This is a genomic window from Methylobacterium tardum (assembly GCF_023546765.1).
Classification (GTDB): domain Bacteria; phylum Pseudomonadota; class Alphaproteobacteria; order Rhizobiales; family Beijerinckiaceae; genus Methylobacterium; species Methylobacterium tardum.
Window position 1 is genome coordinate 1,282,575 of record NZ_CP097484.1, and the last position, 19,805, is coordinate 1,302,379.

Annotated in this window: 14 protein-coding genes and 2 pseudogenes; 8 read left to right on the forward strand and 8 right to left on the reverse strand. The window is 70.8% G+C overall.

What is annotated here, in order from left to right:
* Positions 1 to 204: 204 nt before the first annotated feature.
* The 5 genes and pseudogenes from M6G65_RS06135 to M6G65_RS06155 form a co-directional block, all read right to left on the reverse strand.
* The gene (locus M6G65_RS06135; protein WP_250104215.1) at positions 205 to 471 is read right to left on the reverse strand and encodes an Hpt domain-containing protein; all 267 of its coding nucleotides are present in this window, start codon (positions 469 to 471) and stop codon (positions 205 to 207) included.
* 23 nt (positions 472 to 494) lie between these two features.
* On the reverse strand, positions 495 to 2,219 hold the full coding sequence (locus M6G65_RS06140) for an ATP-binding protein (protein WP_250104216.1): 1,725 nt from the start codon (positions 2,217 to 2,219) through the stop codon (positions 495 to 497).
* Positions 2,188 to 3,684 (reverse strand): annotated as a pseudogene (locus M6G65_RS06145) (PAS domain S-box protein); the annotation flags it as partial. The pseudogene M6G65_RS06145 and the gene M6G65_RS06140, both read right to left, overlap by 32 nt.
* Positions 3,685 to 4,671: 987 nt before the next feature.
* Entirely contained in the window at positions 4,672 to 6,381 is a 1,710-nt protein-coding gene (locus M6G65_RS06150) for an outer membrane beta-barrel protein (RefSeq protein ID WP_250103704.1), read from the reverse strand.
* Positions 6,382 to 6,545: 164 nt separating this feature from the next.
* Positions 6,546 to 6,764 (reverse strand): hypothetical protein, encoded by a 219-nt coding sequence (locus M6G65_RS06155; RefSeq protein WP_238197141.1) that lies wholly within the window; start codon positions 6,762 to 6,764, stop codon positions 6,546 to 6,548.
* A gap of 89 nt (positions 6,765 to 6,853) precedes the next feature.
* Between M6G65_RS06155 and M6G65_RS06160 the strand changes: the two genes are divergently transcribed.
* From M6G65_RS06160 to M6G65_RS06170, 3 genes are all read left to right on the forward strand, one after another.
* Complete coding sequence (locus tag M6G65_RS06160; RefSeq protein ID WP_250103705.1) at positions 6,854 to 7,327, forward strand: hypothetical protein; 474 nt, start codon at positions 6,854 to 6,856, stop codon at positions 7,325 to 7,327.
* 173 nt (positions 7,328 to 7,500) lie between these two features.
* The gene (locus M6G65_RS06165) at positions 7,501 to 7,764 is read left to right on the forward strand and encodes a hypothetical protein (protein WP_192710081.1); all 264 of its coding nucleotides are present in this window, start codon (positions 7,501 to 7,503) and stop codon (positions 7,762 to 7,764) included.
* 266 nt (positions 7,765 to 8,030) lie between these two features.
* Complete coding sequence (locus M6G65_RS06170) at positions 8,031 to 8,360, forward strand: hypothetical protein (protein ID WP_250103706.1); 330 nt, start codon at positions 8,031 to 8,033, stop codon at positions 8,358 to 8,360.
* Between the two features lie 237 nt (positions 8,361 to 8,597).
* On the opposite strand, the gene M6G65_RS06175 is transcribed toward M6G65_RS06170, so the two are convergent.
* The 3 genes and pseudogenes from M6G65_RS06175 to M6G65_RS06185 form a co-directional block, all read right to left on the reverse strand.
* A complete protein-coding gene (locus tag M6G65_RS06175; RefSeq protein WP_238197139.1) occupies positions 8,598 to 9,458 on the reverse strand; it encodes a flagellar motor protein MotB in 861 nt (286 codons plus the stop codon).
* A 22-nt stretch (positions 9,459 to 9,480) separates the two neighbouring features.
* A complete protein-coding gene (motA, locus tag M6G65_RS06180) occupies positions 9,481 to 10,344 on the reverse strand; it encodes a flagellar motor stator protein MotA (protein ID WP_192710084.1) in 864 nt (287 codons plus the stop codon).
* Between the two features lie 322 nt (positions 10,345 to 10,666).
* Positions 10,667 to 13,337: pseudogene (locus M6G65_RS06185) on the reverse strand (MGH1-like glycoside hydrolase domain-containing protein).
* Positions 13,338 to 13,752: 415 nt separating this feature from the next.
* Between M6G65_RS06185 and M6G65_RS06190 the strand changes: the two are divergent.
* From M6G65_RS06190 to garD, 5 genes are all read left to right on the forward strand, one after another.
* Positions 13,753 to 14,886 (forward strand): branched-chain amino acid ABC transporter substrate-binding protein, encoded by a 1,134-nt coding sequence (locus M6G65_RS06190; protein ID WP_250103707.1) that lies wholly within the window; start codon positions 13,753 to 13,755, stop codon positions 14,884 to 14,886.
* Between the two features lie 76 nt (positions 14,887 to 14,962).
* Positions 14,963 to 15,853 (forward strand): LysR family transcriptional regulator, encoded by an 891-nt coding sequence (locus M6G65_RS06195; protein WP_238197137.1) that lies wholly within the window; start codon positions 14,963 to 14,965, stop codon positions 15,851 to 15,853.
* Positions 15,854 to 15,987: 134 nt separating this feature from the next.
* Entirely contained in the window at positions 15,988 to 16,752 is a 765-nt protein-coding gene (locus M6G65_RS06200; protein ID WP_250103708.1) for an HpcH/HpaI aldolase family protein, read from the forward strand.
* A 24-nt stretch (positions 16,753 to 16,776) separates the two neighbouring features.
* Positions 16,777 to 17,664 (forward strand): 2-hydroxy-3-oxopropionate reductase, encoded by an 888-nt coding sequence (locus tag M6G65_RS06205; protein WP_238197135.1) that lies wholly within the window; start codon positions 16,777 to 16,779, stop codon positions 17,662 to 17,664.
* 56 nt (positions 17,665 to 17,720) lie between these two features.
* Positions 17,721 to 19,301 carry a galactarate dehydratase gene (garD, locus tag M6G65_RS06210; RefSeq protein WP_250103709.1) on the forward strand — a complete coding sequence of 527 codons (1,581 nt, stop codon included), beginning with the start codon at positions 17,721 to 17,723 and terminating at the stop codon, positions 19,299 to 19,301.
* Positions 19,302 to 19,805 lie beyond the last annotated feature (504 nt).

The following is a 19,805-nucleotide window of genomic DNA, read 5'->3' on the forward strand; positions in this document are numbered from 1 at the left end:
GGCTGCCTAGCAGAGTCCGGCCGGGGTGACGATGCTGCTGGCCAGAACGCACGCGACGGAAGTGCTTGTCCGCCCGCACGAGGTGCTGGGGTCCGCTGCCCCGTCATCCCGGGACGGCGCAGCGGGAGCCGGATCCGGACCCGCCAGCGCGTTCACGTCCGCACCGACGGCGCCCCGGACTGACGGCGCGCGGCCGGCGCCGCATCAGATCGCGCGCAGGGCCTCAATCTCGGCGATCGTCGCGGTGGCCTGGGCCTGGAGCGGGCCGAGCAGAGGGGTGACGTCGTCCGCAGCCCGGCAGGCCGCTTCCACCGACCGGCACGTGTCGGCGAGCGCGGCGAAGCCCACCATGCTGGCCGCCGATACCATCGCGTGCGCATCCAGCATGAGCCGCTCGCGGCCATGATCCGCGGCGTCGGGCCCGAACCGCTGCGCGAGCTCCCGGGCGAGCATTGCCAGGAGGTCGCGCATGCGGTCGCGTCCGACCATCTCGGTCATCTCGTCGAGAACGGCGCGATCGATCGAGGCGGCAGCGGGCGGGGCGCGCCGCGCGGGCGGGCCCAGCGGTCGATCGCCGCCAGCAGCGCATCCGTCCGGAACGGCTTGCCGACATGGTCGTCGAGACCGGCCGCGCGCAGCTCGGCCACCTGCTGCGGCAGGACATTGGCGGTCATCGCGACGATCGGCACACGGCTCAGCGGCCCGCCCAGCGCGCGGATCCGCCGGGTCGCGGTGATGCCGTCCATGACGGGCATCTGCACGTCCATCAGGACGAGGTCGTACGGCCGCGCCTGGACCGCCGCCACCGCGGCGACGCCGTCGGCGACCACGTCGACCGTGTGCCCGGCCCGCCCCAGGATCGTCCGGGCCAGTTCCTGGTTGAGCGGCACATCCTCGGCCAGCAGGAGGCGCTTGCCCGTCGCGCGGGCGATCGCGGTGGCCGGCGCCCCGGCGCCGACCTCCGGGGCCGTCTCCGGCAGCGTGACCTCGAACCAGAAGGTCGAGCCCTCGCCCACGACGCTCGCGACGCCGATCGTCCCGCCCATGAGCTCCACGAGGGATTTCGAGATGGCCAGGCCCAGCCCGGTGCCGCCGTACTCGCGGCTGACGGAGCCGTCGACCTGCGAGAAGCGCCGGAACAGGCGGTCGCACTTGTCCGCCGGGATGCCGATCCCGGTATCGCGGATCTCGAAGCGCAGGGTGCGCGCGCCGGCCCGGCTTCCGGGACCCGCCAGGACCGTCAGGCGGATGCGCCCGATCGGGGTGAACTTCACGGCGTTGTTGAGCAGGTTGAGGAGGATCTGGCGCAGGCGGTCCTCGTCGCCCGCGATCCAGGCCGGCAGGTCCGGCCCGCGCGTGATGGCGAGCGCGAGCCCCTTGCGCTCGGCCGACGGGCGCACGATCGAGACGGCGTTGTCGATGAGCGCCTCGACCGCGAAGGGGCGGGGCACGATCTCGATCTGGCCGGCCTCGACCTTCGAGAAATCGAGGACGTCGTTGACCACGGTCAGGAGCGCCGCGCCGGCGGTGCGGATGCGGTCGGCGTGCTTGCGCGCCACCGGCCCGAGTTCCGTCTCGTCGAGCAGGAGGTCGGCGTAGCCGATCACCCCGTTGAGCGGCGTGCGGATCTCGTGGCTCATGGCGGCCAGGAATTCGCTCTTGGCCGCGCTCGCGCGCTCGGCCTCCAGGCGGGCGGAATCCGCCGCGGCCTTGGCGGCGATGAGCGCCGCCTCGACAGCCTTGCGGGCGGTCACGTCGATGTTGAGTCCGATCATCCGCCGCGCCCGGCCGTCCGGCGCCGGGACGCCGCGCCCGACGCCGTTGATCCAGCGCACGCCGCCGTCGGGGGTGGGGACCCGGAACTCGATTGAGAAGGTCTCGCCCGCCTCGGCGGCGGTCGCGGCGATCTGAAGGGCGCGCTCGCCGTCCTGGCGGTCGATCCGCGCGAGCCAGTCCTGCGCCTCGAGGGCGTAATCCCCCTCCGTCTCGATGCCGTGCAGGCGCGCGCTCTCGGCCGACCAGTCGATCCGGCCGCTGTCGAGGTCGAGGTGCCATGTGCCCGCCTTGGCGGCCTGCTGGGCGAGGAGCAGGAGGCTGCTCGCCTCCTCGACCTTCCGCCGCGCGCCCCACGATCTCGTCGATGTCGAGGGCGGTGCCGAGCATGCCCACCATCGTCTCGCCCTGCCAGATCGGCAGGAGCACGAGCTTGTGCCAGCGATAGGCCCCGTCGTGGCGCTGCAGGCGCCCCTCGACCTCGTAGGCGGTCCGGCGCGCGCGCGCCTCGCGCCACAGGTCCTCCATCCGCTCGGCGTCGTCGGGGTGGTTGCGCGCCGTTCGGGCGGCCCGCGCGGGGCCGATCGGCCCGTAGTAATCCTCGAAGCGCCGGTTGACGTAGGTCGCCTCGCCGGTCTCGGTCGCGGTGATCCAGACGAGCTGCGGCAGCGCATCCGCCAGCGCGCGGTAGCGCGCCTCGCTCAGGCGCAGGGCATCCTCCGCCCCCTTCCGGGCGCCGACGTCGCGCAGGGTGGCGACGTAGCCGTCCGCCGCGCCCGTCGTCGCGTCGTGGGTCAGGCTGAAGGAGATCTCCAGCCAGACCCAGCGGCCGTCCCGGTGCCGGTAGCGCTGGGAGGTCAGGGCGCGCGCCGTGCGCCCGCCGGTCAGGCCCTCCAGGACGGCGCGATAGGCCGCGACGTCGTCGGGGTGGACGAAGGCGAGGGGCTGCGTGCCGATCAGGTCGTCCGGGTCGTAGCCGAGGACGGTGCGCACGGCGGGCGAGACGTAGCGGCGGCAGGTGGTCAGGTCGGACCAGATGATGATGTCGGTGGCGTTCTCGGCGAGCAGCCGGTAGCGGCGCTCGCTCTCCTCCGTCGCCCGCTCGGCGTGCCGGGTCTGCGTGACGTCGCTGAAGGTCAGGACCGCGCCGCCATCGGCGAGGGGCGAGCGCCGCACCTCCAGGACGACACCGCTGGGCAGGCGCCAGTCGAAGAGCGGCGGCAGCGCCGTCAGGTCGCGGCCAGCCACGCCGAGCCGCAGCTCGGTTTCCGCCGCGGCGAAATCGCCCCGTGCCCGCTGGTAGGCGTGGATGTCGGGGAAGGCGACGCCCTCGCGCAGGACGTCGCCCGGCAGGTCGAGGAGGTTCGCGGCGCTCCGGTTGAACACGCGGACGCGCTGGGCGGCGTCGAGTACGACGAGGCCCTGGTCCATGCTGTCCAGCGTCCCGTGCAGGAGCCTGTCGGTCTCGTGCGCGCGCCGCTCGGACCGGACCAGATCGGTCACGTCGAGGAGCATCCCGTGCAGGGCGACGAGCGCGCCGTCGGGGCCGTGTTCGGGCACGCCCTGGATGATCGCGTCGAGGCCGCTGCCGTCCGGGCGCACGATGCGGGCCCGGCCCTGATAGGGCGTCGCCGGCCGGCGGCCGCACAGGAGGTCGTCGACCCGCGCGATCACAAGCGCGCGATCATCCGGGTGATAGCACGCGAAATGGTCCTCGAAGGCCAGAATCTGCTCCGTCGGCGGTCCGCCCAGGACGCGCGCCGTGCTCGCCGACCGGGCGACGCACCGCGTGCGCGCGTCGATCCGCCATTGCCCGAATCCGGCGGCGCCCGCCCACGGCTCCGGCTCGCGCGCGGGAGAGGGGAGAGCGGAGCTTGGCGGCGCGACCGGGAAAGGCGCGTCTGTGTGCATCGGCGTTGGCGGATCCGTTCGACCGGCGCGAACCGCGCCCCGAAGCACACACGGTGCTGCTCCGGCGCAGCCTGCTTAGCCTATGGTTGCGGATTCCTTGCCAGCTTCGTGCGGCATGCGCGACCGCACTCCTGCCGCGCGCGGCTCTCGCCCCCGTCCTCCAGGGCCGCCACGGACGACGGGCCGTACGCTCGCGCGGCATCATCGCCCCAGGTGTGAGGCCCCGGCCCGTGCGATCGGCACCGGCGCGCCGGCGATCCAGAGCCGTTGTCGGCGCAAGACCTTGCCGCGTCGGCGGCTCTGATCCGAAGGCCCAGGATGACGGGCCGAGACGCCATGGGGCAGATCTCAGATCGGGGAACGCGATTGCGCATTGTGGGTGGAGCCGCGCTGGAGCCGTTCCGGGTCCCGTCGAGACGGCCGACGCGTGGCGCGGGTCGTTGTGTGAGGTTGGGTCGTCGCGCCCCTCGACCTCATCCCGAGGTGCGGGCGCGTAGCGGTCGCCTCAGGATAAGGGCAGAGACGGGACATGGCGGGTCGTCGCGGCACGCCAGCGCGCCCGGCTCTCGAAGCGAGTCGCAGCCCTGACGGTCGCGGCTTGAGAGCGTTCCCGCCCAAGCGGACGCCGGTTCGGCGTGAGAGCGCGGTCAAACAAGCCTCGCGGCTCAGCTGTGCGCAGGCGGGCGGGGCGCGTGAAACGGGCGTTAGAGCCCAAAAGGAGCGCGAGGCCTAGGACGAGGCCGAGCGTGCGGGCTGCGGCGAAGCCGGCGGTGCGCGGTCATGATGGCGGCCTGAACGGCATCGCCACAGCCTGGAAGCAGGCGCCGGATCCGGCACCTGCTGCGCGATCCGCACGATCGGTTCGCCGCCGGTTGCAAGTCGAGGAGATCTCGCAGGCCGGGCGCTGACACGAACCGGGCCGGCGCCCCACGCAGATCGAGCAGGCGGCGCCGGCCGGGGACCCCTGTCAGGCCAGATCAGCCCGAGTCAGTCCTTGCGGACCAAAGTCGCCGGGGCATTCGCCTCGCCGAGCCCGAAATCGGCCAGCCGGTAGGAAATCTGCGCGAAAGCGCCGTAGCGGTCGGTCTCGAACTTGGTCGGGCTGCGCGGGTAGGTCGGGAACTTCACGGAGCCCGAGTCGGTCTGCATCCGCCAGTAGCGGCCGCCGACGCCGACGCTCACGCGAGGTGTCACGTCGTACGAGACGATGCCCTCGGCGAAGTAGCCGTCTCCGCGCCCCTGCTGCGGCAGCGGGTTGATGTCCGGCCGGAGCCAGTGACGATCGACCCCCTCCAGAGACACAGCGGGGAGGTAGGCACCCTCTAGGCTCAGCCGGACCCGGTCGAACCGGGCCTCGCCGATCAGGCCGACGCGCAGCGCATTCCAGCGCAGGGTCTCGCCCAGGACCTTGACCTGATCGGGTACGGCGTACTGGCCCGCGCAGATGCCGCTGCGTGCCACCTGCTGGCAACCGTGGCCGTTGAGAAGCTCGGCGTCGTACAAGTAGCCCACGAAGCCGCCCAGGCTGAAGCCATCCCGGCGCAGCACGTCGTAGCCGAAATCGATGACGCCGTAGCCGATGTCGCCGTCCTTGATCGGCGAGAGCGTCTTCGAATACCGGCTTTCGAGGGGTGGGAAATCCTCGTCGGCGAGCCGGCCGGCCGTGACCCCGCCCGCGCCGAGGAAGCCCTTGGCGAACAGGCCCGTCGGCGCGTGCGCGACCCGCGCGAAGCTCTCGCCGGAATGGGCATCGGCACCCGCGTAGGTCAGGCGGGAATTGACCTGGCCGGGCTTGAAGGGATCGCCAAGGGTATAGCGCGGGCCGCCGGAGCTGTAGAAGTAGCGCAGGCCGCCTGCGATGGCCCAGGGCGATGGCGCGGCCGGACCGTCCGACGGCAGGCCGGCACCGAACCGGTAATTGAGGCCGACACGGGTCAGGAAACCGTCCGTCGCGATGCGGGCACCGGCACGGTAGCCGAGCAGCACGCGACCGATCGGTGCCGCGAGGACCGAGCGGCTGCCAAGGTCGTAGTACAGGCCCTCGACCTTGGCCGAGAGGTGATCGGTGAACGCGTGCTCGAGGCCGGCGCCGACGGCATAGCCCGTGCGGACCTCGCCTTCGCGGGCGTCGAACACGCTCCGATTGAAGGCCGTCAGGTTGCTGTCGATGCGCACGTTGCCGAAGGCGAGGCCCCCGGTGCCGTAGATCAGCGTCGGCCCCAGGGCGAAGCCCACCTTGCCGCGCAGGATCGCCAACTGGTCGAGCCGCTGCCCGGCATGCGCGACGCGGAAGATCAGGGCGCGGCTGCCGCTGTTGGTGAAGCGGCCCTCCCGCTCGCCGTAGTCCCAGAGGCGCGTGAACTGATAATCCGCGGCGGCGCCGACCACGAAGCCGGATCCGACCTCCCAGTTGCCGCCGACCTCGCCGCCGGCGATGAAGCCGTCATCGGTGCCCCGCCGGGACGGGAGGACCGGGCAGCCCGCTGCGCCGGCCCGCCCGTCTGGACCCGCGCAGAGGAACTGCGTCGCGCTGTCGAGCACGCCGAAGCCGGCGAACAGGCCGCCATAGACGCCCGACCACGTGAAGACGGAGGGCGCCACCGGTTCGGATTTGGGATTGTGGGCCAGATCGGCGGACAGCGCTGTGCTCGACAGCAATCCCATCACGAGGCCGGCGCTCAAAATACGGTGCATCATAGCGTCCTGATTCGGAGGTGTCTCTGCCGCGCGCTGGGGAGAATCTCTGCCGTGAAGACCTAAAAAGGCATTTCTATTTCTGTACTGATAAAAGCAATACACCGTCGTTATTTCAGTCACACATGATCGCTTGCCCACTGATTCTGCCGTCATGCCGATGCAACTTAGCAAATCGTCGCAGATTTTCCAGGTGCAATTACTACCAATACTTCTGCCGTCCGCGGCAGATCGATCGCGATGAAATTCAAATCTAGAGAAGAGGCCCTTGATCGGCAGCCTGATGCATACTTGTTCATTCCCAGCAATAAGCGGGCGATGACGATGCTGCGCGCGACCGCCGGCAGGTCGATGGTGCCCGCTGAGCTGGGGATTGCAGGCCTCATCGCGCTGGCCTCCCCGCCGGATGTGCTCAGATACCCGGCCAAGCGGCGCCGGGGCCGGAACGATCGCCCGGAGGGCTGGTTGGCCGGGCATGAGGCAGTGGGCGGCCCGCTGCCAGGGCGTGCAATCCATGGGCGCGGGCGACCTGAGGATTCTCCTCATCTGCAGCCTTGTGGGTGCGGCCGGATCCGCCGCCGCGCAGGGCGTCGGGTCAGGCGCTGCGCCGGGTAGCGGAAGCGGCGCGGCGCCGATGGCCGGCAGCACGTCGCCGTCGAGCGGGGTTGGTCTCGGCGGGGCCGCCGGCCTGGGCGACCGGGGCGGCGTCGGCGGAGGTCCGGCGCCGAGCGGCGGCACCGGGGCACTCTACGGCGGCGAGGGGCCGCCGAAGCGCGCTACGCCCGATGCGCCGGTCGGGGCCGTCGCACCTAACGGCACCGGCGCCGGGGCCGGCGATCTCAGCGCGCCCACGCCAGCCTCGGCCGGTCCGGACGGCGCCGGACCGCGGGCTGCGGGCCCGGAGGGCGCCCGCCACCCGAACGGCTCCGCCTTCGGCATCCCACGCTGAGCGCCACACGGCGCGCCGACCTGGCGGGCTCGGTCGGGACGGACCGCGTCCCGATGTCCGGGAACCATCCGGCCAGCCCGGAGCTTCCTGGGCGGGACCGTGGGAGGATCTCCTCCCGCCGCAGCCCTGAAGGAAACGCCCGCCTCCACCGGCGGCGACAAAGGACACAGCCCTTGCGCACTTCGATCATCACTGCCGCCCTCCTCGCCGCCCTCGGCAGCGCCGTCGCGCTGCCCGCCTCCGCCGCGCCGCTGGCGCCCGGCGCCGTCGCCGCGCCGTCCGACATGGTTTCGACCGTCCAGATGGACCGGATGGAGCGTCACATGATGCGGCGTCGCATGGAGCGCCGGATGATGCGCCACCGGATGGAGCGTCACGAGATGCGCCGTGAGATGCGCCACCGCATGATGCGTCGGGAGATGATGCGCCGCATGTGATCGGGGATGCGGCCGGCCGGATCACCCGGCCGGTTCGATCCGGGCCCGGCGCGGCTGATCCCGCAGCCGGGCTTTTTGTCGCATATCAGGTCTCTACTCCGCAGCAGGCTGCCGACGGCGGCTCATGGCGGATCGAACCATCTCGCCCGCTGGGCGTTTCAAGCCACCAATCGGGAGCGTCCCGGCGAAGCTGCGTCGCGCCATTGCGCGGACGGAGGAAGCCCGATGAGCGGGTGTTTCGCAGGATGCTCGAGGAGGGCAGACGGATGAAGGCGTTTCTGGCAGCAGCCGCGGTGAGCCTCGGTGTCCTGGGCGTGGTTGGCCCGGTCGCGGCGCAGCCGCGCCCCGACTACGACGATTACGGCTACCGCGATCGCGGCTACCGGGATCGGGACCGCGGCGATTACGAGTCGCGCGATCGCGGCTACCGGGATCGGGACGATTATCGAGGCCGCGCTAATTACGGCTTCGGCGAGCGCGAGTACCTGCGCTGCAACCCGGATGTCCGCCGCGCGATCGCGAACGGGCAGATGGAATCCGGCGCCGCCCATTACCGGGTCTTCGGCCGCCGCGAAGGCCGCCGCCTGAGCTGCTGACCGGCGCCGGCCTGCCAAACCCAATCATCCCGGGAGCCGCGCAGTGGAGCCCGGGATCCGGACCCGATGCTCTGGACGGCGTGCGCGGGGCTGCGTCCGCCGCAGTCGCGCCGGACGGGCCGGGTGGCATCGCGCGCACGGGCGGTCTGGAGCCTATGGAGGCCGGGACAGGCTGTCCCGGGAGCCTTCGATGATCCCGCGGACCGCCAGCAGCAACGCGACGCCCAGTCCGTGTCGTCAGCGGAAGAGGTTCGGGGGCACCGGCGGGCTCGCATTGAGCAAAGTCACCGTCACCCGTCGGTTCGGCGCGAGATAGGGGTTGTCGGGGAAAACCGGCTCGGTGTCGGCGCGTCCCGTCACGGACGCGAAGTTGTCGTTGGGAACCCCGGCACCCGACAGGATCGCGCGCACGGAGAGGGCACGCCCGGCGGAGAGGTTCCAGGGCTCGCCGGCCCGCGCCGAGCCCGGGCGCGCGACGGCCGTGTGGCCGGTGATGGACAGGCGGTTGGGCAGCCGGCGCAGGGTGGGGGCGAGCGCCTCCAGCACGCGACGGGTGTGCTCGTAGGGGTCGACAGAGCCCTCGCGGAACATGGAGCGGCCGTCCTGGTCCACGAGGGATACGTTCACGCCCTCCTTGGTCTGTTCGATCACGATGTTGCGCGACAGCTCGGCAATGTCGGGCATCGACTGGAGCGCCTGCCGGAGGCTGGCGATGGCACTGACGTTGGCCTGCACGTTGGCAGCCGGTCGGCTGGCATCGAGCTCGCTGGCGCGGCCCGGACTGATCGAGCGCGCTCTGTCCTCCTGCTCGACAGAGCCCCTCGCGGCGTCACGGGGCGTGGACGACTTGTTGCCTGACGTGTCGAGGGCGGTACCGTACAGAATTCCGCCCGCGCCGCTGGTCGCAGGGCTCAGCGCCGCCGGCGCGAAGTATTCCGCCAGACCGACCTTCTGCTCCTGCGTCGTCATGCTGATCAGCCACATCAGCAGGAAGAACGCCATCATGGCGGTCACGAAGTCCGCGTAGGCGATCTTCCAGGCACCGCCGTGGTGCGCATGACCGCCCTTCTTGACCTTCTTGATGATGATCGTGGTCATCGCGTCTCTACCGGATATCGGGTCAGCTCTGGGCGGGCAGGGCGGCGGTTGCCGCCTCCACCTCGTTGAAGGTCGGGCGGACGTCGCTCATCAGAGACTTGCGGGCAAATTCCACCGACATCACCGGCGGCTGGCCGGCGATGTGGGCGAGCAGACCCGCCTTCAGGGACAGGTAGTATTTGGATTCGGCCTCGAAGAGGCTCTTGAGCGACTGCGCCATGGGCCCGAAGAAGCCGTAGGCGACGAAGACGCCGAAGAAGGTGCCGACGAGCGCGCCGCCGATCAGATGTCCCAGCACCTCCGGCGGTTCCTTGATCGCCCCCATCGTCTTGATCACGCCGAGCACGGCGGCGACGATGCCGAGGGCCGGCGTTCCGTCGGCCAGCGACTGCATGGCCGAAACGACACGCTCCTGCTCCTGATGGTGCGTCTCCAGTTCCTCATCCATGAGCGCGTCGATCTCGTGGACGTTGTTGGCACCCAGCGTCACCATGCGCATGTAGTCGCAGACGAACTCGACCGCGTGATGGTTCGCGGCAAAGGTCGGGAAGGCGTTGAACAGCGACGACTCGCTCGGATTTTCGATGTGCGGCTCGAGCGCCATCGAGCCCTTCTGCTTGGCAAGTTTGTACAGCGAATACTGCATCCCCAGCAGTTCGACATACGATTGCTGATTGTATTTGGGGCCCTTCAGGAGCGTGCCCAGCATGGCGGGCACGGCCTTGAGCACCGGCCCGGTATTGCCGATGACGAAGGCGCCGATCGCCGCACCGAGGATGATGACGAACTCGAACGGCTGCCACAGGACTTCCAGGTGGCCACCCATCATCTTGTAGCTGCCGAAGACGCAGGCGAAGACGATCAATGTGCCGACGATCAGCCGCATGATTTGCCATCCTTGCGCGGCGGCAGGTCCCCCCGCGCGAAGCCACTAACGATCAGGCAATTCACCGATTAAGGTTAACGGCGCGTTTCGACGGCTTGCCGCAGCCGCGGCCGCACTGAGGCTCACGGCTCGTCAGAGCCGTTCCCGATCGGGTTGGGACGGGGAGCAATGGCCGAGCCCGTGCCGCACGCGGCGCGGGCCCCCTCGCCAACCGAGTCGGGCGGATCTCGGGCAGGCCCGAGATCCGTCGGGAGAGGGGGCATGGCGTGGCTGTCTCGACCGGAGCCGCCGTCCTTCCGCGGCAACACGATCGGGAACGGCCCTAGCAGGGCGCCTCCCGTGACCGTGCGCGGTCGCGCAGCAGGGTGAGGATCAGCGCCGTCCAGCCGGTCTGGTGCGAGGCGCCGAGTCCCCGGCCGGTATCCCCGTCGAAGAACTCGTGGAACAGCAGGGCCTCTTCGGCGCCCGGCGCCGTGAGGCTCGGCGCCCTGTCGCCCAGGGCGGGCCGGCGGCCCTCCGGATCCCGGGCGAACAGGGCGATCAGGCGGTCCTCCAGGGCGTCGGCGATCGCGCTCAGCGTGCACTGGGCCCCTGAGCCCGTCGGGTACTCCACCAGGAAGTCGTCGCCGTAATAGGTATGGAAGCGCCGCAGAGCCTCGGCGATGAGGTAGTTCATCGGCATCCAGACCGGACCGCGCCAGTTCGAGTTGCCGCCGAACATGTTGGAGGTCGAGTCGGCCGGGTCGTACCGGACCGTGAACGACGCGCCCAGCTCGTTGAGCACGTAGGGCGCGTCGCGGTGGACCTTCGACAGCGAGCGCACGCCGTAGGGCGAGAGGAACTCCGCCTCGTCGAGCATGCGCCGGAGCAGCGCCTTCATGCGGTGGCCGCGCAGCAGCGACAGGAGCTTGCGGTCCTTCACGCCGCCCTCGGTCCAGCGCGAGACCAGCCGGGCGAGGTGGGGCCGGTTCTCCAGCACCCAGTTCAGGCGCCGGGCGAAGTCCGGCAGGCGCTGCAGCACGGAGGGCTCGATCACCTCCACGGCGAAGAGCGGCACCAGCCCGACCATGGAGCGGACCCGCAGGGGCAGCATCCCGCCGCCCGGGATGTCGACCTCGTCGTAGTAGAACTCGTCGGCCTCGTCCCACAGGCCGAAGCCCTCGCCGCCCATGTCGGTCATCGCCTCGGCGATGAGCAGGAAGTGCTCGAAGAACTTCGAGGCGGTGCTCTCGTAGACGTCGTTGTGCAGGGCGAGCTCCAGGGCGATGCGCATCATGTTGAGCGCGTACATCGCCATCCAGGCGGTGCCGTCGGCCTGATGAACCACCCCGAAGCCCGGGGGCGGGCGCGAGCGGTCGAACACCCCGACATTGTCGAGCCCCAGGAAGCCGCCCTGGAAGACGTTGCGCCCCTGCGCGTCCTTCCGGTTCACCCACCAGGTGAAGTTGATCAGGAGCTTGTGGAACACGCCCTCTAGGAAGGCGATGTCGCCGCGCCCGCCGCGCCGGTCCCGGTCGATCTCGAACACCCGGTAGGCGGCCCAGGCATGGACCGGCGGGTTGGCGTCGCCGAACTCCCACTCGTAGGCCGGGAGCTGCCCGTTCGGGTGCATGTACCATTCGCGGGTCAGCAGCAGGAGCTGCTTCTTGGCGAAGCCGGGGTCGAGCAGCGCCAGCGGCAGGCAGTGGAACGCGAGGTCCCAGGCGGCGAACCAGGGGTATTCCCAGGTGTCGGGCATCGACAGGACGTCGGCCGCCGCGAAGTGCTGCCACTGGCTGTTGCGGCCGCCGTCCCGCCCGCGCGGCGGCCCGGGCTGGAGCGGGTCGCCCGCCAGCCAGCGCCGTACGTCGTAGCAGTAGAGCTGCTTCGACCAGATCAGCCCGGCGGCGGCCTGCCGGAAGATGGCGCGGGCATCCGGGTCCGCGATGCCGTCCTGCAATTCCTCGTAGAACGCGTCCGCCTCGGCCCGCCGCTGCCGGATCGTGGACCCGTCGCCGTCGACGGCGCGGATGCGCGCGCCCGCCGAGAGCCGCAGCCGGATCCGGGCGCTCGCCCCGGGCTCCATCCGCAGCGCGTAGTGGAGGCCGAGCTTGGTCCCGGCATCCCGCCGTACCGCCGCGGCGTCGCCCTCGGCGATCGCCGCGTGGAGCCCGTCCTTGAACGGCCCCGGGGCGTCGGGCTGTCCGCCATGGCGCCGCAGGTTGGTGTCGTTCTCGCAGAACAGCAGGTCCGGCGCGCCGTCGAAGGCGAGGCGGTACGGCCCCAGCCGCTCGTGGGTGCAGACCACGCCCCCGTCGGGCGCGCGGGCGATCCGCGGGCGCGCCTGCCCGGCCTGCCACGACCACGTGTTGCGGAACCAGAGAAGCGGGACGACGTGGAGGTCGGCGGCCTCGGGGCCGCGATTGAGCGCGGTGATCACCGCGTGGATGTCGTCGGCATCGGCCTTGGCGTATTCCACCGTGACGTCGAAGAACCGGTCGCCCGCGAAGATCCCCGTCTCGTCGATCTCGTATTCGGGCTGGTCGCGGCCGCGCGCCAGGTTCTCGCGGACCAGATCCTCGTACGGAAAGGCGCCCTGCGGATAGCGGTAGAGCATCCGGAGATAGGCGTGGCTCGGGACGGCATCGAGGTAGTGGTAGACCTCCTTCACGTCCTCGCCGTGGTTGCCCTCCTGGTTGGTCAGGCCGAACAGGCGCTCCTTGAGGATGCGGTCGCGGCCGTTCCACAGGGCCAGCGCCAGGTTGAGGCCGCCGCGCTCGTCGCAGATCCCGGCCAGCCCGTCCTGCGCCCCAGCGGTAGGCGCGGGAGCGGGCCTCCTCGTGCGTCAGCGCGCGCCAGGCATCGCCGTCGGAACTGTAATCCTCCCGGACCGTCCCCCATTGCCGCTCGCTGAGATACGGGCCCCAGAGGGACCACGCCCGGTCGCCCCGGCCCTGCTCGGCGATCCGGCGGCGCTCCGCCCAGGCGACGGAACCGTCCTCGGGCGGCTCCATCAGCCGCGTCCCCGGCGCGGGGATCGGGCGGAGCGCGGGCTGGGCGTGTGCAAAGCGGTCATCGGTCTCGCGGGCTGCGACGGCGACGCCGGCCGGATGCATCATCGACGCCACGTCGCGCGAGGCCGGCGGCCGCACAGGACACGAACCGGAGATCAGGGTTTTGGAGTTCTATTCCGCGATCAAGATGGGGGATGCATGAATATTTTTCGGCCATAAATTGTTCTTATCGTCATCAAGATGCGCGCATATTTTCAACTTTACATGGGATTGATCCCGATTTTCATGATTTGACGGATTAAAACACGCCCTGAACAATCAGGATTCCGGCTTCAGTGCTGCCGATTCGCAGGTTGGGCCGGATCAGAGCCTGCGCGACACGTCCAGCTGCCGCGCCGAGCACCAGGGGAGACCGATGCGAAGCCTGCGCCTTGCCGCCGTCACCGGCCTTCTGATGCTCTGCGCCGCGCAGGCCGAGGAGAAGAACGGCCCGGTGAAGATCGGGATCGCCGTCGGCATCACCGGACCGTACGCGGCCTTCGGGGCGCAGATCCGGACCGGCGCCGGGCAGGCGATCGCCGACATCAACACGGCCGGCGGGGTCGGGGGCCGGATCTTCGAGACGGTCGTCGGCGACGACGCCTCGGACCCGAAGCAGGGCGTCTCGGTGGCCAACAAGCTCGCCGGCGACGGCGTGAAGATGGTCGTGGGCGCCTTCAACTCGGGCGTGTCGATCCCCGCCTCCGACGTCTATCTCGACGCCGGCATCATCCAGGTCACCCCCGCCTCGGCGAACGTGAAGTTCACCGAGCGCGGCCTGTGGAACACGTTCCGCACCTGCGGCCGCGACGACCAGCAGGGCGCGGTGGCGGGCGCCTATCTCGCCGACCACTTCAAGGACAAGAAGATCGCCGTGGTCCACGACAAGTCGCCCTACGGCAAGGGCTTGGCCGAGGAGACCCTGAAGGCCCTCAAGGCCAAGGGCGGCCGGGAGGTGCTGTTCGAGGGCATCAACCCGGGCGAGAAGGACTACTCGGCCCTCGTGTCCAAGCTGAAGTCGGCGAACGCCGACGTGGTCTATTACGGCGGCTACCACACGGAAGCCGGGCTGATCCTGCGCCAGATGCGCGACCAGGGCCTCAGGGCGATCCTGGCGGGCGGGGATGGGCTCGCCCCCAAGGAGTTCGCGCAGATCGCCGGGCCGGCGGCCGAGGGCACGCTGATGACTTTCGGGCCGGACGCACGCCGGAACCCCCATGCCCAGGCCGTGGTGGCGGCCTTCAACGCCAAGTCCATCGATCCCGACGCCTACACGCTCTACGGCTACGCGGCCGTGCAGGTGCTGGCGAAGGCGATGGCCGAGACCGGCTCGAGCGACGGCCGGACGCTCGCGGACTGGCTGCACCGGGGTCAGCCGATCGACACCGTGATCGGCCCGATCGCCTACGACACGAAGGGCGATATCACCCGGCCCGACTACGTCATGTACGCGTGGAGGAAGGGTCCCGACGGCAAGATCGACTACGCCGGCAACGAACTCACGCGGTGAGCTCCGTCCGGCCCGCCGGGACGCGGCGGCCGCCGAGGCTCTATGCTCCGCCGCCGCTTCGCGTCAGGGAGCCTCCATGTTCGATTTCAGCCAGCTCCGGTGTTTCGCCGCCGTGGCGGAGGAGCTGCATTTCGGCCGTGCCGCCGCCCGGCTGAACATGACGCAGCCGCCCCTGTCGCGGCAGATCCAGGTTCTGGAGCGCATCCTCGACGTGCAGCTGCTAGAACGCACCAGCCGCTCCGTCCGGCTGACGGCGGCCGGGCGCAGCTTCCTGCCCGAGGCGCAGCGCATCCTGCGGCTCGCCGAGACCGCGACCCACGTCACCCGGCAGGTGGCGGCGGGCCGCGCCGGCGTGCTCAAGCTCGGCTTCACCGCGGCCTCGGCCTACGATTTCCTGCCGCGCCTCGTCACCGCGCTCCGGCAGACGCTGCCGGACGTGACGCTCTCCCTGCGCGAGATGGTCAGCAAGGATCAGGTCGAGGAGCTGCTCGCCGGCCGCATCGACGCCGCCCTGGTGCGGCCACCGGTGACGCATCCCGACCTGATCGCCGTCCGGGCGCTGGCCGAGCCGCTCGTGGTGGCCCTGCCCGCGGGCAATCCCCTGGCGCTGCGCGACCGGCTCACCCCCGGCGATCTCGGTCTGGAACCGCTCATCGCCTACGCGCCGAACGAGGCGCGCTACTTCCACGACCTCGTCCTCGGCCTGTTCACCGAGGCCGGCATCCCGCCGCGGATCGTGCAGCAGCTCACCCAGATCCACTCGATCCTGGCCCTCGTCCGCTCGGCCCTGGGGATCGCCCTCGTGCCGGCGGCGGCCGAGCGCCTGCGCTTCGAGGACGTCGTGTTCCGGCCCCTCGCGCTGCCCGCGCCGCGGCCGGTCGAGCTGGTGCTGGCTTGGCGGCGCGCGGCGGACGAGCCCCTGATCGCCCAGCTGGTCTCGGTCCTCGCGGACATGCCTTCGCCGTGAATTGCGGGCCGATCGATGCATGTGCGGCATCGATCGATCCAGACTTTGGCTTTGACTGCGCGGCCGAAGGGTGCGCCTGTTGCGGTGGACGGCGCGCAGACGCCGCGACGCGCCGGCGCTCAGGAGGATTCGCGATGGACAGCCTCACCAACCGCTTCAAGGCGGCCCTCGCCGAGGGGCGCCAGCAGATCGGCCTGTGGTGCAGCCTCGCGAGCCCCATCTCCACCGAGGTGGTCGCCGGAGCCGGGTTCGACTGGCTGCTCCTCGACATGGAGCACTCGGCCAACGACCTCCGGGACATCTACGCCCAGCTCCAGGCGATGATGGAGGGCGGCACCCACCCGATGGTGCGGGTGCCGAGCGACGACCCGATCACGATCAAGCGCATCCTCGACGCCGGCGCGCAGTCGCTGATGATCCCCAACATCGGCGATGCCGAGCAGGCCGCCCGTGTGGTCGCGGCGACGCGCTACGCGCCTCGCGGCATCCGCGGCTTCTCGCAGGCGCCCCGCGCCGCCCGGTTCGGCCGGATCAAGGACTACCACACTCGCTGCGAGGCCGAGATCTTCGTGGCGGTGCAGGTCGAGTCCCGCCGCGCCCTCGACAATCTGGACGCGATCGCCGCCGTCGAGGGCGTGGACGGCGTGTTCATCGGGCCCGGCGACCTGTCGACCAGCCTCGGCTATCTCGGCCAGCAGGGTCATCCGGAGGTGGTCCGCACCATCGAGGCGGCGGTCGCCCGGATCGTCAAGGCCGGCAAGCAGGCCGGCATCCTCACGCCGAGCGAGGAGCTGGCCCGCCGCTACATCGCCGCCGGCACCCGCTTCACCGCGGTGGGCTCCGATATGGGGCTGCTCGCCCGCGGCTCCGAGGCGCTCGCCGCCCGCTTCCGCGCCTGAACGCCACAACCGGGATCGCTCCCCATGAACATCGGATTCATCGGCCTCGGCATCATGGGCGCGCCCATGGCGGGTCACCTGATCGCGGCGGGCCACAGCCTGTTCCTCAAGAGCCGGCGCAGCGTCCCGGACGCGCTGCTGGCCGCGGGCGGCACGGCCTGCGCCACCGCCGCCGAGGTCGCGAAGCGGTCCGACACGATCATCCTGATGCTGCCCGACACCCCGGACGTCGAGCAGGTGCTGTTCGGCGCCGGGGGCGTCGCCGAGGGCCTCAGCCCGGGCAAGACCGTCATCGACATGAGCTCGATCGCGCCGCTCGCCACCAAGGATTTCGCCGTCCGGGTCGCCGCGCGGGGCGGCGCCTATCTCGACGCGCCGGTCTCGGGCGGCGAGGTCGGGGCGAAGAATGCCGCGCTGTCGATCATGGTCGGCGGCGAGCCGGAGGATTTCGAGCGCGCCCGGCCGCTCTTCGAGGCGATGGGCAAGGCCGTGACCCATGTCGGCCCGGTCGGGTCCGGACAGGTGGCCAAGGTCGCCAACCAGATCATCGTCGCTCTGACCATCGAGGCGGTGGCCGAGGGGCTGCTGTTCGCCTCGAAGGCCGGCGCGGATCCCGCCAAGGTTCGGCAGGCGATCACCGGCGGCCTCGCCACCTCGCGGATCCTGGAGTTGCACGGCGAGCGGATGATCAAGCGGACCTTCGACCCGGGCTTCCGCATCGGCCTGCACCAGAAGGACCTCAACCTCGCCCTGGACAATGCCCGGACGCTCGGCCTCAGCCTGCCCGCGACGGCGCTGGCCCAGCAGCTGTTCTCGGCCTGCGTGGCCCAGGGCGGCGCGGCCTGGGACCATTCGGCCATGGTGAAGGCCCTTGAGGCCCTGGCGAACCACGCGGTCGGCGACGCCGCCTGACGGCGCGCCGGACCACGACACGGACCCCGAACGGGAGCGTCACGAAGGAGCATCCGATGCAGGCCGAGATCGAAGCCCCGACCCGCCCGCGCCAGAACGGCGCGAAGGCCGGAGACGTCCCGCGCACGATCCGCCTGAGCGCGCGCGACAACGTCGCGATCGTGGTCAACGCCTTCGGGCTGCCGGCCGGCACGGTGTTCCCGGACGGGCTGGAACTCGTCGAGTTCGTGCCGCAGGGCCACAAGGTCGCGCTCGCCGACATCCCGGAGGGCGGCGAGGTCCGCCGCTACGGCGAGGTGGTGGGGATCGCGACGCAGGCGATCCCGCGGGGCGCCTGGGTGGAGGAATCCCGCGTCGCGACGCCGGTCGCCCCCGCCCTCGACGCCCTGGAGATGGCCACCCGCGTGCCGGCTCCTCTGCCGCCGCTCGAAGGCTACACCTTCGAGGGCTACCGCAACCCGGACGGGTCGGTGGGCACCAAGAACATCCTGGCGATCTCGATCAGCGTGCAATGCGTCGCCGGCACCCTCGACGTGGCGATCCGGCGGATCAAGAAGGAGTTGCTGCCGCGCTATCCCAACGTCGGCGACGTGGTCGGCCTGACCCACGCCTATGGCTGCGGCGTCGCCATCAACGCCCCCGAGGCGGTGGTGCCGATCCGGACGCTCCAGAGCCTCGCGCAGAACCCGAACTTCGGCGGCGAGGTCATGGTCGTCGGCCTCGGCTGCGAGAAGCTGGTCTCGGAGCGGCTCCTGCCCGACAACGGCGCGGCGGGCGACGGGGTGGTGCGGCTGCAGGACGAGCGCCACCACGGCTTCTCGGCCATGATCGACAGCATCCTGGCGATGGCGGAGGCCCGCCTGGAGGTGCTGAACCGCCGGACGCGCGAGACCTGCCCGGCCTCCGAGCTGGTGGTCGGCCTGCAATGCGGCGGCAGCGACGCCTTCTCGGGCGTCACCGCCAACCCGGCGCTCGGCTTCGCGGCCGATCTGCTGGTCCGCTGCGGCGCCACGGTGATGTTCTCGGAAGTGACCGAGGTGCGCGACGCGATCCATCTCCTGACCCCCCGGGCGAAGAGCCCGGAGGTCGCCGAAGCCCTGATCCGCGAGATGGCGTGGTACGACGCCTATCTCGCCAAGGGCGAGGCCGACCGCCGGGCGAATCCTTCGCCGGGCAACAAGAAGGGCGGCCTCAACAACATCGTCGAGAAGGCCTTGGGCTCGGTCGCCAAATCCGGCACGAGCGCGATCTCCGGGGTTCTGGCGCCGGGCGAGCGCGTCCGCGAGAAGGGCCTGATCTTCGCCGCGACCCCGGCGAGCGACTTCGTCTGCGGCACGCTGCAGCTCGCCTCGGGGATCACCCTGCAGGTCTTCTCCACCGGCCGCGGCACGCCCTACGGACTCGCCCAGGCGCCGGTGATCAAGGTCGCCACCTGGACCGAGCTCGCCGAGCGCTGGTCCGACCTGATCGACCTCGATGCCGGCCGCATCGCCACCGGCGAGGCCACGATCGAGGAGGTCGGCTGGGAGCTGTTCCACCTGATCCTGGACGTGGCGAGCGGGCGCAAGCGCCCCTGGTCGGACCAGTGGGGTCTGTTCAACGACCTGACGCTGTTCAATCCCGCGCCGATCACCTGAGCCGGTTTCCGGTCGCGGCTTCGGACGCGGCAGCCCTGTCCGTGCTCACCCGCGCAGCGCCGTGGCCCGGGGCGCGTGAGCCCGGCGGCGAAGCCGTCGACGGGAAACGCCACGTGCGGTCCTCACCCCACCGGCGTCCCGCGCCGTCAATCCGGAGCGCCGCAGGCGTGCTCGGTCCCGAAAGGGCACGCCGGAGGCGGGCAATCCGGAACCACCGCGCGGCCAGCACCTGACGCGCCGGCGGGTCCGGATTTCGGGTTCCGCTGCGCGGCCCCGGGATGACGCGGCGGGCTGCGGCCGCCGCCGCGCCCCTTGCCGGAAGGTCCGCACGCTATCGGCGCGACGCCACCGCATCCCGGAAGCCCGGCGTTATCACAACCTATGTCAGCACGGCCTAAATACGCAGCATAATGCAACTTATAACGGCCGAACTTCTCTATAACTACTTATTACCTTTGCCGATGTAATCCGCTTTCTACCGCCGAACTTCCCGGCGCGCGGTCT

Excerpts from the sequence above, each read along its gene's own strand:
- M6G65_RS06205 (WP_238197135.1), top strand. The coding sequence starts at position 16,777 with ATGAACATCGGATTCATCGGCCTCGGCATCATGGGCGCGCCCATGGCG.
- M6G65_RS06170 (WP_250103706.1), top strand. The coding sequence starts at position 8,031 with ATGAAGGCGTTTCTGGCAGCAGCCGCGGTGAGCCTCGGTGTCCTGGGC.
- M6G65_RS06155 (WP_238197141.1), bottom strand. The coding sequence starts at position 6,764 with ATGAGGCCTGCAATCCCCAGCTCAGCGGGCACCATCGACCTGCCGGCG.
- M6G65_RS06160 (WP_250103705.1), top strand. The coding sequence starts at position 6,854 with ATGAGGCAGTGGGCGGCCCGCTGCCAGGGCGTGCAATCCATGGGCGCG.
- garD (WP_250103709.1), top strand. The coding sequence starts at position 17,721 with ATGCAGGCCGAGATCGAAGCCCCGACCCGCCCGCGCCAGAACGGCGCG.
- M6G65_RS06175 (WP_238197139.1), bottom strand. The coding sequence starts at position 9,458 with ATGACCACGATCATCATCAAGAAGGTCAAGAAGGGCGGTCATGCGCAC.
- M6G65_RS06135 (WP_250104215.1), bottom strand. The coding sequence starts at position 471 with ATGCGCGACCTCCTGGCAATGCTCGCCCGGGAGCTCGCGCAGCGGTTC.
- M6G65_RS06195 (WP_238197137.1), top strand. The coding sequence starts at position 14,963 with ATGTTCGATTTCAGCCAGCTCCGGTGTTTCGCCGCCGTGGCGGAGGAG.
- M6G65_RS06190 (WP_250103707.1), top strand. The coding sequence starts at position 13,753 with ATGCGAAGCCTGCGCCTTGCCGCCGTCACCGGCCTTCTGATGCTCTGC.
- M6G65_RS06200 (WP_250103708.1), top strand. The coding sequence starts at position 15,988 with ATGGACAGCCTCACCAACCGCTTCAAGGCGGCCCTCGCCGAGGGGCGC.
- M6G65_RS06150 (WP_250103704.1), bottom strand. The coding sequence starts at position 6,381 with ATGATGCACCGTATTTTGAGCGCCGGCCTCGTGATGGGATTGCTGTCG.
- motA (WP_192710084.1), bottom strand. The coding sequence starts at position 10,344 with ATGCGGCTGATCGTCGGCACATTGATCGTCTTCGCCTGCGTCTTCGGC.